Annotated in this window: 7 protein-coding genes; 4 read left to right on the top strand and 3 right to left on the bottom strand. The window is 70.5% G+C overall.

Annotated features, from left to right (window positions below):
- Nucleotides 1-42: 42 nt before the first annotated feature.
- Nucleotides 43-3,927 (top strand): S8 family peptidase, encoded by a 3,885-nt coding sequence (locus LSF15_RS14955; protein ID WP_232499354.1) that lies wholly within the window; start codon nt 43-45, stop codon nt 3,925-3,927.
- A 100-nt stretch (nt 3,928-4,027) separates the two neighbouring features.
- Here LSF15_RS14955 and LSF15_RS14950 read toward each other — a convergent pair whose 3' ends face one another.
- A complete protein-coding gene (locus tag LSF15_RS14950; RefSeq protein WP_232499461.1) occupies nt 4,028-5,329 on the bottom strand; it encodes an MFS transporter in 1,302 nt (433 codons plus the stop codon).
- Between the two features lie 178 nt (nt 5,330-5,507).
- On the opposite strand from LSF15_RS14950, the gene LSF15_RS14945 reads away from it, so the two are divergent.
- On the top strand, nt 5,508-6,350 hold the full coding sequence (locus tag LSF15_RS14945) for a class II glutamine amidotransferase (RefSeq protein ID WP_232499353.1): 843 nt from the start codon (nt 5,508-5,510) through the stop codon (nt 6,348-6,350).
- An 83-nt stretch (nt 6,351-6,433) separates the two neighbouring features.
- On the opposite strand, the gene LSF15_RS14940 is transcribed toward LSF15_RS14945, so the two are convergent.
- Both LSF15_RS14940 and LSF15_RS14935 read right to left on the bottom strand, forming a co-directional pair.
- Nucleotides 6,434-8,509: an ABC transporter ATP-binding protein gene (locus tag LSF15_RS14940; protein ID WP_232499352.1), complete on the bottom strand. Its 2,076-nt coding sequence runs from the start codon at nt 8,507-8,509 to the stop codon at nt 6,434-6,436.
- The gene (locus LSF15_RS14935; RefSeq protein ID WP_232499351.1) at nt 8,506-10,239 is read right to left on the bottom strand and encodes an ABC transporter ATP-binding protein; all 1,734 of its coding nucleotides are present in this window, start codon (nt 10,237-10,239) and stop codon (nt 8,506-8,508) included. The genes LSF15_RS14940 and LSF15_RS14935 overlap by 4 nt, the downstream gene beginning before the upstream one ends.
- Nucleotides 10,240-10,507: 268 nt before the next feature.
- Here LSF15_RS14935 and LSF15_RS14930 point away from each other — a divergent pair, with 268 nt between their 5' ends.
- A complete protein-coding gene (locus LSF15_RS14930) occupies nt 10,508-12,013 on the top strand; it encodes a DUF2868 domain-containing protein (protein WP_232499350.1) in 1,506 nt (501 codons plus the stop codon).
- Nucleotides 12,010-13,656, top strand: coding sequence for a DUF3482 domain-containing protein (locus LSF15_RS14925; RefSeq protein ID WP_232499349.1), 1,647 nt, complete (start codon nt 12,010-12,012; stop codon nt 13,654-13,656). The genes LSF15_RS14930 and LSF15_RS14925 overlap by 4 nt, the downstream gene beginning before the upstream one ends.
- Nucleotides 13,657-13,678 lie beyond the last annotated feature (22 nt).

Here is a 13,678-nt window from a genome sequence, read left to right as displayed (position 1 = left end):
GTGCATGGCAAGTCACGTCCGACATGCGAGAGGTATCCCTACATGCCACGAAGCAATAGATCACCCGCATCACGCCGCAGACGCTCGATCGCAGCCGCCATCAGCGGCATCGCGATCGGCGTCGCGGGAATCGGCGCCGCAGCCTTCCCGGCGGCGGCAGATCCCGGTGACCCGGGTGGTGGCGGCGGCGTCCCGAACGCGCCCGCCGCCGCCGCCCCCACCGACGAGCACGCGGTCACGCTCATCACCGGCGACCGGGTGCGGGTCACCGACCTCTCCGACGGCACGCACGCCGTCGAGATCGAGACCGCCGAACCCGGTGCGGGCGTGCAGACCATCGAGGTCGCCGGCGACCTGCACGTGCTGCCGGCCGCCGCGATGCCCTACCTCGCGGCGGGCGTGCTCGACCGCGACCTGTTCAACGTGTCGCAGCTCATCGAGTTCGGCTACGACGACGCCTCGGTCGATGCGACGCCCATCATCGTCGAGCTCGAAGACGGTGCGGCGTCGCGCCGGTCGGCGCCGGCCCCCGTGCCCGGCGTCGAGATCGGCACACCGCTCGCGAGCATCGGCGGCGCGGCCGCGACCGCCGATCACGAGAGCGCTGCGACGACGTGGGCCACGCTGACGGATGCCCCTGCAGCCGGTCCCCGCGCCTTCAGCGCCGACCCCTCCGAGGCCTCGCTCGGCGGCGGCATCGAGGCCATCCACCTCGACGGCAAGGTCGAGGCGACCCTCGACTCGAGCGTGCCCTACATCGGCGCCCCGACGGCGTGGGCCGCCGGCTACACCGGTGACGGCGTCACCGTCGCCGTGCTCGACACCGGCTACGACGACACCCACCCCGACCTCGCCGGCCGCGTGCTCGGCGAGTCGACGAGTTTCGTGCCCGGTGAAGACGTCGCCGACGACCCGAACGGTCACGGCACGCACGTCGCCTCGACGATCGCCGGCACGGGTGCCGCGAGCGACGGCACCCACCGCGGAGTCGCCGACGGCGCCGACCTGCTCGTCGGCAAGGTGCTCGACGCCGGAGGCTCGGGCCAGGACTCGTGGATCATCGCCGCGATGGAGTGGGCCGCCGAGCGCGCCGACATCGTGTCGATGAGCCTCGGCACCCGGCAGGGCTCCGACGGCCTCGACGTGATGTCCGAGGCGCTCGACACGATCTCGGCCGAGACCGATGCGCTCTTCGTCGTCGCGGCCGGCAACTCCTCCGCGCCCGAGACGATCGGCTCGCCCGGCGCCGCCGCGAGCGCCCTCACGATCGGTTCGATCGACGACCCGACCGGCGCGCTCTCGTGGTTCTCGAGCCAGGGACCGCTCGTGCGTTCGGGCGCGCTGAAGCCCGACCTCGCGGGCCCCGGCAACGACGTCACCGCGGCACGCTCGGCCGACAGTGCAGGCGACGGCGCCTACATCGGCATGAGCGGCACCTCGATGGCCACCCCGCATGTCGCGGGTGCCGCCGCGATCGTGAAGCAGCAGCATCCCGAGTACACCTCGGCGCAACTGCGCGCGGCGCTCGTGAGCACCGCGACCGACGTGGGGCTCACCCCCTACGAGGTCGGTTCCGGCGTGGTCGATGTCGCGAACGCCGTCGAGTCGACGGTCGTGGCCTCGGGCTCGGGCGACTTCGGGATGCTCTCGTGGGGCGAGGCGGCCGAGCCGGTCGTGCGCACTATCGAGTACGCGAACCGCGGCGACGCTGAGGTCGTGCTTGCTGTCGGAGCGACGCTCACCGACACCACACCCGGCGGCGACGGCGGCCCGGTGCCGATGTCGGCGACTGCGACCTCCGACGTGCTCGCGATCGACGCCGACGAGGTGACGATCCCCGCAGGCGAGACCCGCTCGGTGACCCTCACGGCCGACCCGACGAAGGTGCCCGCGGGCGCGCAGTACTCGGGCGTGCTCACCGCCACGGTCGACGGCACCGCCGTGACCCGCACTGCGCTGGGCATCATCGCCGAGGCCGAGCGCTACGACCTCACGGTCACCGCGACCGACTTCGAGGGCGAGCCGCTCGAGACCTACGGATGGATCTGGAACGCCGCCACCGGCTGGTACACGTCGTTCGGCGTCGCCGGGGAGACCACCCTGCGCCTGCCCGGCGGCCTCTACTCGGTGATGTCGTTCATGGACGTCGCACGTGAGGCCGACACCGAGACGATCGCGCTCGTCGGCGACCCCGACGTCGTGCTCGACAGTGCTGCGACGGTCGCGTTCGACGCCCGTGCCACCAAGCCCGTCACTGTCGACGTCGGCGAAGACGGCCTCGAGCCGGTCGTGCGCCGCATGGACTTCACGGTCGACGGCTTCAGCGGCAGCGCACTCGCCCCGGTGTGGATCGACGAGCTCTACGCCCAGCCGATGGACGCCCCCGAGGCCGAGAGCTTCGACTTCACCACCCGCTGGCGCCTGCAGCAGCCGCTGCTCGCGTTGCAGGCGGGCAAAGTGCAGCTCGACCTCATTCCGCAGGTCGGATCCTCGTTGCTCGACGGTGAGATCCGCGCCCGTGCGGTCGACGCCGGCCTCGGCAGCGTCGAGGAGTTCGCGGCGGTCGACGTGAAGGGCAAGGTCGCGGTCGTCACGCGTTCCGACACGGTGCCGGCATCGGCACGCGCCGCGAACGCCGCCGCGGCCGGAGCCAAGCTGCTCATCGTCGTCAACGACGGCGACGGCGAACTCAGCGAGTGGGTCGGCTCCGAGGACTACACCGCCGACGTCGCCATCCCCGTCGCCGCGATCAGCGGCGTGCAAGGACGGCAGGTGCTCGAGACCATCGCCGCGAAGCCGACGACGGTCAGGGGCGAGGGTATCCCGGTCGCCGACGAGGTCTTCGACATCGCCCGGTACAGCGACGGATCGGTACCCGAGAACCTCGCCTACACGCCGAAGGAGCTCGCGCGCATCGACACCACCTACCACGGCGAGCAGGGCGCGACCGTCGGCGAGTACCGGTACGACTTCGTGCCGAGCACCGAGTACGGCACCGGGTTCCCGATGCGCACCACACGCGGCATCGAACGGGCCGAGTGGGTGAACACCGACCAGGTCGAGTGGTACCAGAACGTGAACGCGATCGACTGGGGATGGGACATCCGAGACATCGTTCGTGCGTACGAGCCGGGCGAGCGCGCCGAGGCGAGCTACTTCGGTTCGGTCGTGCGCCCGTACGTCGGGCCCGGGTACTGGGCGCCGCTGCGGTCGGGCGACGGGGTGCAGTTGAACCTGCCCTCATGGTCCGACGGTGACTCGCCCGAACGCACCGGCGCATTCGACACGTACGCCGGCATCCCGGGGATCGCGCAGTCGATCGAACTGCACCTCGACGGCGAACTCGTGAAGACCTCGCAGTTCCAGGGTCTGAACCTCTTCGGCATCGTCGACGGCGAGCACGACGTGCGGGTGGTGAACACGGCGACGCACGATGGCAGTGCGACTCCGTCGTCGACCATGACCCGCACCGAATGGGCGTTCTCATCGACGTGGGACTCGACCGACTACACGCGGCAGATCCTGCCGATGCTGCAGGCCTACTACGACGTCGACCTCGACGACTCGGGCCGAGTCGGCGACGACCGCAAGAAGGGCAAGCCCGTGAAGCTGGGCCTCGAGCTCGGACATGTGGCCGGCGCAGTCGGATCAGGCGCGATCACGGGTGCGACGCTCGAAGCGCGCGTCGCCGGCGGCGCATGGACCAGCGTCGACCTCGACGTCACGTCGGCGGATGACTCGGGCCCCGGTGAGCCGCCGGTCGATGGTTTCCCCGAGGCACGTGCCTACCTCACGACCTACGACGCCGACATCCGCGTGCCGGATGCCGGGGGCTGGGTCGACCTGCGGGTCACAGCGACCGACGCTGCGGGCAACACCTTCAGCCAGGAGATCGAGCGGGCCTTCGAGGCGGCATCGATCAAGTAGCGGGGAATGCGGGACGGCCCGGGCGAGTCGCCCGGGCCGTTTCGCGTGTGCGGGCGGCGCAGCGCCACCCGCTCGCTTCCCGGCCTCGCTGCGTGCCCTGTCAGATCTGCCCGCGGTCGCGGCGGCGCGGGCGCCGCTCGTCGAGGCCGATGTGCAGCCGAGTGCGCTTGCGCTCGATGACGATGAACGCCGAACCGAGCAGCCACAGCGGCACCTGGGTGAGGAACGCGACCCGGAACGCCTCGAGGCTGTAGGTCTCGGGAGTGCCGGCGCCCTGCAGGTCCATCGCGAGGCCGATCAGGAAGATCGCGATGAGGCCCGCGAGGAAACCGCCGCCGTTGACGATGCCCGTGGCGGTCGACAGCCGGTGGCTCGGATTGAAGGTGCGTGCGTGGTCGAACGCGATCATCGACGCGGGGCCGCCCGTCGCGAGCGCGCACGCGAGCACGAACAGCAGCCAGAGCGGCGCCGGCTCGGGCAGAGCGATGACGACGAGCCACGCGACGACCTGGATCGCGACCGTCGGCAGCACGAGCATGTTCGAGCGCCGCATCGGGTGCCGGCTCGACAGCGCCCCGATCACCGGTCCGGCGAACATGCCGAACACCACGAACACCGCGATCACGAGCGACGCGAGCGAGGTCGACAAGCCCTGGCCGACCGTGAGGAACGGGAAGCCCCACAGCATCACGAACGCGGTGCCCGCGAACGGCGTCGTGAAATGCGACCAGAATCCGAGGCGCGTCGCGGGGTGCGCCCACGATTCGCGGAAGCCCTCTCGAAGGTCGGCCGACGACGTGACGGCACGGATGACGCCCGTCGAGGTGTCGACCGACACATCGGCGTCCCTGCCGGGCGGACGGTTGCGGATGACGGCGTAGGTCAGCACCGCGAACAGCACGCAGAGCCCCGCGAGGCTGCCGAAGGCGACGCTCCACGTCGTCGCGTGCAGCAGCGCCGCGAGGGGCAGCAGGGCGAGCAGCTGGCCGGCCTGGCCGAGGACGCCCGTCATCTGCACCATGACCGGTGCCTTCTGGTCGGGGAACCATGTCGCGATCACACGCAGCACGCTCGGGAACACGGCGGCATCGCCCGCGCCGAGCAGCATGCGGGCGACGATCGCGATGCCCACGCTGGGCGCGAACGCCATCACGAGCTGGCCTGCCGCCATCAGCACCATGCCGATCGTGATGATCGGGCGAGCGCCGTAGCGGTCGAGCAGCAGCCCCGCCGGGATCTGCATGAGCCCGTACACGGCCAACTGGATGACCGCGAACATCGACAGCGTCGAGGCATCCGCATCGAATCGAACCGCCGCGTCGACGCCGACCGACGCGAGCGACGTGCGGTTCGTGACCGACAGCACGTAGGCCGCGACGCCGACCCCCCAGAGCAGCCACATGCGCCATGGGCGCGGGAGCGGGGGCAGCGTGATCACGGGCCGGCCTTCGGGTGTCGCGGATGGTGGTGCGGGCGGGGCCCGGGTCGCTTCCAGCGTAGTCCGGGGGTAGTGGTGACGCCGTGCCCGCGCGGGGCTAGCATGTGGGTGCGCCGGGGGGCGCTGCGAGGGGGATGAGGACATGTGCCGTTGGCTCGCATATTCGGGTGAACCGCTCCACCCGTCGACGTTGATCCTCGACGCCGAGCATTCGCTCGTGAAGCAGTCGCTCAACTCGCCGCTCGGCGCCGAGACGGTGAACGGCGACGGCTTCGGGTTCGGCTGGTATCCGAGCGGCTCGGTCGCCGGCAGTCGGCCGGCGCTGTTCCACAGCATCGAGCCCGCCTGGAACGACCAGAACCTGCGGGAGCTCACGCAGGCCATCGAGAGCCCGCTGTTCTTCAGTCACGTGCGCGCCGCCGGTGGCCCGCCGATCCAGCAGACGAACTGCCATCCGTTCCGCTACGAGAACTGGATGTTCATGCACAACGGCTTCCTCGCGGAGTTCGCGAAGATGAAGCGAGACCTCGTGTTCGCAGTCGACCCGTCGCTGTACCCGCACATCCACGGCACGACCGACTCGGAGGTGGTCTTCCACCTCGCGCTCACCCTGGGCCTTCGCGACGACCCGATCGCCGGCATCACGAAGGCCGTGCAGATGGTCGAGTCGGTCGGCCGCGAGCACGGCATCCGCTTCCCGATGCAGGGCACGATGGCGCTCTCCGACGGCGCGACGATCTGGGCGTTCCGCTATTCGACCCAGGGCCGGTCGCGGTCGCTCTTCCACTCCGCCGACATCGACACCCTGCGCGAGCTGTACCCCGAGATCGAACGGTTGAAGCTCTTCGGCCGGCACGCCCACGTCGTCGTCTCGGAGCCCCTCAATGAACTGCCGGGAGCATTCCTCGAAGTGCCGGAGTCGACCGTGGCGATTCTCGACGAGAGCGGCTACCACCACGAGCCGTTCCTCGCCGTGAACGCGTGAACGCGTGAACGCGAACGAGCGGATGCCCCGTGTGGGACATCCGCTCGGTTCGCGGTGCGGTGGCGTGGAGTTTCGGCCTGCGCCTACAGCTCGGACTCGCCCGCGGCCGTGATCACCGACTCGAGCGCGTTCGGCGCCTCGGACCTGACCACGGTGCCGTCTTCGAGCGCCTCTTCGGCGTCGAGGTCGGTCGCGGCCTGCTCGAACTGCGAGTTGTAGAGGCGGTAGTACGCGCCCTTCGCGGCGATGAGATCGTCGTGGTTGCCCTTCTCGACGATGTCGCCGTGCTCCATCACGAGGATGAGGTCGGCGTCGCGGATCGTCGAGAGACGGTGCGCGATCACGAACGAGGTGCGGCCCTGTCGCAGCGCCGCCATGGCGTGCTGCAGCAGCAGCTCGGTGCGGGTGTCGACCGACGAGGTGGCCTCGTCGAGGATGAGCACCGACGGCTGCGCGACGAAGGCACGGGCGATCGTGATGAGCTGCTTCTCACCGGCCGAGACGTTCGACGCGTCTTCGTCGAGCACGGTGTCGTAGCCCTCGGGCAACGAGTGCACGAACCGGTCGACATACGTCGCCTTCGCAGCCGCGAGCACCTCGTCGTCGGTCGCCGTCTGTCGGCCGTAGCGGATGTTCTCGCGGATCGACCCGGCGAACAGCCACGGATCTTGGAGCACCATGCCCGTGCGGGCGCGCACGTCGCGCCGGGCGAGGTCGGCGATGTTCTGCCCGTCGAGCAGGATTCGCCCGCCGTCGAGCTCGTAGAACCGCATGATGAGGTTCACGAGCGTCGTCTTGCCGGCGCCCGTCGGGCCGACGATCGCCACCGTCTGCCCCGGCTCGACCCGGAACGACAGGTCGGTGATGAGCGGGTGCTCGGGGTTGTACGAGAACGACACGTGGTCGAACACGATCGTGCCGTCACCCTCGACCGGCGCCGGGGCGTCGGCCGCATCGGGCTCCTGCTCGTCGGCGTCGAGCAGTTCGAAGACGCGCTCGGCCGAGGCGGTGCCCGACTGCACGACCGCGGCCATGCCACCCAGCTCCGACAGCGGCTGCGTGAACTGCTGCGAGTACTGGATGAACGCCTGCACGTCACCGAGTCGCAGCTGACCGCTCGCGACCATGAGGCCGCCGAGCACGGCGATGCCGACGTAGGTGAGGTTTCCGATGAACATCATGCCGGGCATGATGATGCCCGACAGGAACTGCGCCTTGAAGCTCGCCTCGTAGAGCTCTTGGTTCTCGGCCTGGAACTTCGCCCGCGAGTCCTGTTCGCGACCGAACACCTTGACGAGCGCGTGCCCCGAGAACGACTCCTCGACGCGGGCGTTGAGGCGCCCGACCTTGCGCCACTGGATGCCGAACGCCTTCTGCGACTTCGGGCCGATGATGCCGAAGATCACGGCCATCAGCGGCAGCGACACGAGCGCCACGAGGGCGAGCTGCCACGAGATCGAGAACATCATGATGAGCACGCCCAGCACGGTGAGCACCGAGGTGATGACCGTCGACAGCGATTGCTGCATCGTCTGCGTGATGTTGTCGATGTCGTTCGTGACCCGCGAGATCAGCTCGCCGCGCTGCACCTTGTCGAAGTGGCTGAGCGGCATGCGGTTGATCTTGGCTTCGACCGACTCGCGGAGGCGCCACATGGTCTTCACCATGATCACGTTGATCACGTAGCCCTGAAGCCACGTGAGCACCGAGGCGATGATGTACAGCGCGAGCACCAGCATGAGCACCTGGCTGAGGCGCACGAAGTCGACGCCCTCGCCCGGAGTGACGCCGGCCGTCGCGACGACGTTCGCCAGGTCGTCCTGCCCGGCGGCCCGCAGCGCATCGACGGCCTGGCCGGTCGTCGTGCCCGGCGGAAGCTGCTGCCCGATGACGCCGGCGAAGATGATGTTCGTCGCCTCGCCGAGCACCTTGGGCGCCCACACGGCGAGCACGACGCCGAGCGCACCGAGGATCGACGCGAAGGCGAACGCGAAGGCGTGCGGCTTCAGCAGGCCGATGAGCCGGCCGAAGCTCTGGCCGAAGTTCTTCGCCTTGCCCGGGGCGACGGCGCCGCTCCAGTCATCGGCGTTGATGCGTGCCTGCTCGCCGAGCTCGATCTCGAGCTGCTCTTCTGCCGAGAGGGGGGTCTGCGCGGTCATCGTGCTGCCTCCACTCCGAGCTGGGATTCGACGATCTCGCGGTACGTGGTGCTCGATTCGAGCAGTTCGTCGTGCGTGCCGACCCCGACCATGCGCCCGTCGTCGAGCACGATGATGCGGTCGGCGTCGGTGATGGTCGAGACGCGCTGCGCGACCACGATCTTGGTCACCTGTGGCAACTCCCTCCAGAGTGCTTGCCTGAGTCTGGCGTCGGTGGTGAGGTCGAGCGCCGAGAACGAGTCGTCGAAGACGAGGATGTCGGGGTTGTGCACGATGGCCCGCGCGATCGCGAGTCGCTGGCGCTGGCCGCCCGAGACGTTCGTGCCGCCCTGCGAGATGCGGGCATTCAGGCCGCCCTCCATCTCTTCGACGAAGTCGCGCCCCTGCGCGATCTCGAGCGCGTGCCACAGCTCTTCGTCGGTCGCCTCTTCGCGCCCGTAGCGCAGGTTCGATGCGACGGTGCCGGTGAAGAGGAACGGTCGCTGCGGCACCAGGCCGATCGAGCTCCAGAGCTTCTCGAGATCGGCCTCGCGCACGTCGACGCCGCCGACCTCGACACTGCCACCGGTGACGTCGAACAGGCGGGGGATGAGCGAGATGAGCGTCGTCTTGCCCGCCCCGGTGGAGCCGACGATGGCGACCGTCTCGCCCCTGACCGCCGTGAACGAGATGCCCGAGAGCACCGGGTGCTGGGCCCCGGGGTAGCTGAACTCGGCCTCGGCGAACGTGACGGTGCCGGGTGCCGGGAACGTGCCGACGGGGTTGGCCGGTCGCATGAGCGACGTGTCGGCGTCGAGCACCTCGCCGATGCGCTCGGCCGAGACCGCGGCGCGCGGGATCATGATCGTCATGAAGCTCGCCATCAGCACGCCGGTGAGGATGAGCATGACGTACTGCATGAAGGCGAACAGCGTGCCGATCTGCACGCTGCCGGCGTCGACCTCGAACGCGCCGAACCAGACCACTCCGACGACCGTGACGTTGAGCACGAGCATGAAGAGGGGGAACAGCAGCACGAACAGCGACCCGACCTTGCGGCCGACGACCATGATGTCGGTGTTCGCCTCGCCGAACCGTGCTTCTTCGATGGGCTCGCGCACGAACGCCCGCACGACGCGAACGCCGGTGAGCTGCTCGCGCATGATGCGGTTCACGCTGTCGAGCTTCTTCTGGTAGCTGCGGAACAGCGGCACCATGCGGCTGATGATGAGCAGGGCGATGACGAGCAGCGCCGGCACCGCGATCGCGATGATCCACCCGAGGCCGACGTCTTGCCGCAGTGCGAAGAAGATGCCGCCGATCGCGAGGATCGGCGCGGTCACGAGGAACGTGCCGCCCATCATCGCGAGCATCTGCACCTGCTGCACGTCGTTGGTGTTGCGGGTGATGAGCGAGCCAGGCCCGAACTTCGAGACCTCGCGCTCACTGAAGCTCGAGACGCGTTCGAAGACGTCGTTGCGGATGTCGCGACCGGCGCTCATCGCGGCCCGCGCCGCGAAGTACGTGGCGATGATCGAGGCCGTGATCTGCCCGAGCGAGATCGCGAGCATGACCGAGCCGGTCGACCAGATGTAGGCGGTGTCGCCCTTTGAGACCCCCTCGTCGATGATGTCGGCGTTCAGGCTGGGCAGCAGGAAGGTGCCGATCGCGGCCACGATCTGGAACACCAGGACGCCGAGCAGCCACCACTTGTAGGGCTTCAGGTAACGGAAGAGGATTTTTCCGAGCATGAGGTCTCCGGGTCGGAGGGCGGGAAGGAGAGAGTCGACCGGCGGAGCCCCACGACATGTGGACGGAAGGCACCTGCCCGACGGCGGGTACAGTGTCGCACCCCCTTGCGACATTGCAGCATTCGAGGCTTACACGGGCGCATCGATGAGTCAAGACGAACAGGGGCATCCGACATGCTCGTTCACCGAGGGCGAAATCCATGCGGGCGGATGCCCCGTGCACGCGTCGCCCCGAGCCGTTCGAGGCACCGGCATAGAATTCGCGCATATGGACGAGTCAGCGGCTCTCGACGTCACCGCGGCCCGCGCCGTCGAGACGGGTGACCGCGATCGCCTGCTCTGGTCCGACGCCGACCGCGAGTGGGCGAGTCGCGCCGCGGCCGAGGTGGTCGGCGAGGGGGCGAACCCCGAGGATTTCCTGGGCCGCCGCGCGCAGCTGGTACTGGAACGCATCGGCCCGCGCCAGCCCGCCGTGCCGCGCACGGTGCGGGCGCTCGGCTGGCGGCCGTGGGTCGGCGTCGTCGTGATCGTCGCGGCCTTCCTGCTGGGGCTGCTCATCGACCGCATCGGCGGCGGCTCGAGCATCAACCTGCTCGCGCCACCGGTGTTCGCCCTCGTGGTGTGGAACGTCGTCGTCTACCTCTCGCTCATCGTGCGCTCCGTCGCCTTCCGAGGCGCGGGGGCCGGGCCGGTGCGAGCCATGCTCATCCGCGTCGCGGCGTTGCGCACGCCGCTGACACGGCACCGTGCGGACGATGCCGGCGCCGCGCGCCGATCGATCCTCACCGCGCTCCCCACCGACTGGGCGGGCATCGCCGCACCGTTGTACGGCGCCCGCGCCGCACGCGTGCTCCACCTCGCCGCCGCGGCCACCGCGCTCGGCGTGGTCGCCGGCCTCTACACCCGCGGGCTCGCGTTCGAGTATCGCGCGTCGTGGGAGAGCACGTTCCTCGGCGCCGAGCAGGTGCGCGCGCTGCTCGCCGCGACCCTCGCGCCCGGGTCGTGGATCACGGGCATCCCGGTCCCCGACGTGGCGGCGATCGAGGCGATCCGCGCGCCCGCGAGCGAGAATGCGGCAACGTGGATGCACCTGCTCGCCGGCACCGTGGCCGTGGTGGTCATCATCCCCCGCATCGGGCTCGCGATCATCACCGGTCTGATCGAGCGCCGCCGCGCGGTCCGTGTCGAGCTGCCGCTGTCGGAGCCGTACTACCGGCGGCTCGTCTCGGGCTACCTCGGCGGACCGGGTCGCGTGCGCGTCGTGCCCTACAGCTACAGCGTGACGCCCGAGGCGCAGGCGGGGCTCGACGCCGTGCTCTCGCGGGCGTACAGCGGGGCGGCGGCCACGATCGACCCGCCGATCGGATGGGGCGACGACGAGGCGCTCCTCGGGCTCTGGACCGGCGCCGCTGCGCCGGCGCCGGCGCCCGGCGCGGCGTCGAGCGAGACCGCCGTGATCCTTCCGCTGTTCAGCCTCGCCGCGACGCCCGAGCGGGAGGCGCACGGCGCGTTCCTCGACGCGCTCGCCACGGGCGTGCCCACGGGGCATCCGCTCATCGCACTGATCGACGAATCTGGCTTCCTCGCCCGCTGGCCCGACGACGACGGGCGCCTCGCCGGCCGCCGCACGGCCTGGCGCGAGTTTCTCGACGACCACGCGTCCGTCGCGGTGTTCCTCGATCTCTCGTCGCCCGATCTCGCGGCGGCCGAGGCCGACCTCGCCGCGGCATCCGCGGCCGACGCCGGCGAGCCGCCGAAGGGGAAGGTGACGTGATCGAGCCCGCCGCCATCGCCCTCTCGCTCATCTCGCACACGAACGCCGGCAAGACGACGCTCGCGCGCACCTTGCTCGGCCGCGACGTCGGCGAGGTGCGCGACGCGCCCCACGTCACCGTCGAGGCGACGCCGTTCCCGCTCGTGCAGACGGCAGAGGGCGACCTGCTGACCCTCTGGGACACGCCGGGCTTCGGCGACAGCGTGCGGCTCGTGCGCCGACTGCGGCAGGACGGCAGCCCCATCGGCTGGTTCCTGTCGCAGGTGTGGGATCGCTACCGGGATCGGGCGTTCTGGCTCACCCAGCTCGCCGTGCGCAACGTGGCCGAGCAGGCCGACGTGGTGCTCTACCTCGTGAACGCGGCCGAGGAGCCTGCCGATGCCGGGTACCTCGAGTCGGAGCTCGAGGTGCTCGAGTGGGTCGGCAAGCCGGTGCTGGTGCTGCTCAATCAGACCGGCCGGCCACGCGAGCGCGAAGTCGAGGCGGCCGACGCCGACCGCTGGCGTGCGGCGCTCGCCAACGCTCCGCATGTGCGCGACGTCCTCGCGCTCGACGCGTTCGCCCGGTGCTGGGTGCAGGAGCTCACGCTCTTCGCGGCGATCGGGCGGGTGCTGGCTGCCGGCGGCTCCTCCCGCGCCACTCCTGCGGCCGGCGTCCCCGGGCGCGCCACTTCGGCGGCCTCTGCGCCAGTTGAACCGGCGCAGGGCGCGCCGAACTGGCGCAACGAGGCGCGCCGCGAGGCCTCCGGCGACCTCGTTGACGGCTTCGCTCGGCTCTCGCAGGCCTGGCGCGATCGCCGCATGCACCAGTTCGACCAGGCGATGACCGCGCTCGCCGAACCGATCGCCCAGGCCGCGTGCGACCGCGCCGTGTTGCCGGCCGAGCCCCTCGCGACGCGGCTCGGCGGCTCGATCGGCCTGCCGAACGCCGCGCGCGCGCAGTCCCAGGCGACGGCCACGCGTGAGATGAGCGACCGGCTCGACGCCGGACTGCGGTCGAGCACCGAACGACTCATCGCGATCCACGAGCTCGAGGGCCGTGCCGCCGACGAGGTGCTGCAACGCGTGGCGAGCGACGTGCGCGTCGACGCCCCCATCGACGAGGGACGCGCCGGCGTGGTGTCGGGCGTGCTCTCGGGTGCGGCCGCCGGGCTGGGCGCGGACCTCATGGCGGGCGGCCTCACCTTCGGTGCCGGCATGGTGGCCGGTGCCGTCATCGGCGCCCTCGGCGGCGCGGGGGTCGCGCGCGGCGTCAACCTCGTGCGGGGCCGCACCGAGTCCAGCCTGCGCTGGGAGGAGGCCTTCCTCGACGGCCTCGTCACGTCGGCGCTGCTGCGCTACCTCGCGATCGCGCACTACGGCCGCGGCCGGGGCGAGTGGAAGCAGAGCGAGTATCCGCCGTTCTGGCGACCGCTCGTCGTCGATGCGGTCGTCGCCAACGAGGCGAAGCTCGCGGCCGTGTGGGCGCGGCGGTCGAACATCGACGGCGGCGGCGCAGGCGGCGGCGCAGGCGGGCGCGCGCCCGCGGGCGCCGACGACGGTTGCGAGCGGCTCGAACGCGCGCTGCAGGCCGCGCTCAGCGACCTGGCGCTCGGCCTGCTCGACGAGCTCTACCCGGGCGCGCGGTCGACGCATCCCGGATGAGACTCCGGCACTGATGCCGTCC

The organism is Agromyces humatus, assembly GCF_021228295.1.
GTDB classification, from domain to species: domain Bacteria; phylum Actinomycetota; class Actinomycetes; order Actinomycetales; family Microbacteriaceae; genus Agromyces; species Agromyces humatus.
Note: the sequence above shows the minus strand (reverse complement) of the source record. Positions and strands in the feature narration are given on the sequence as shown.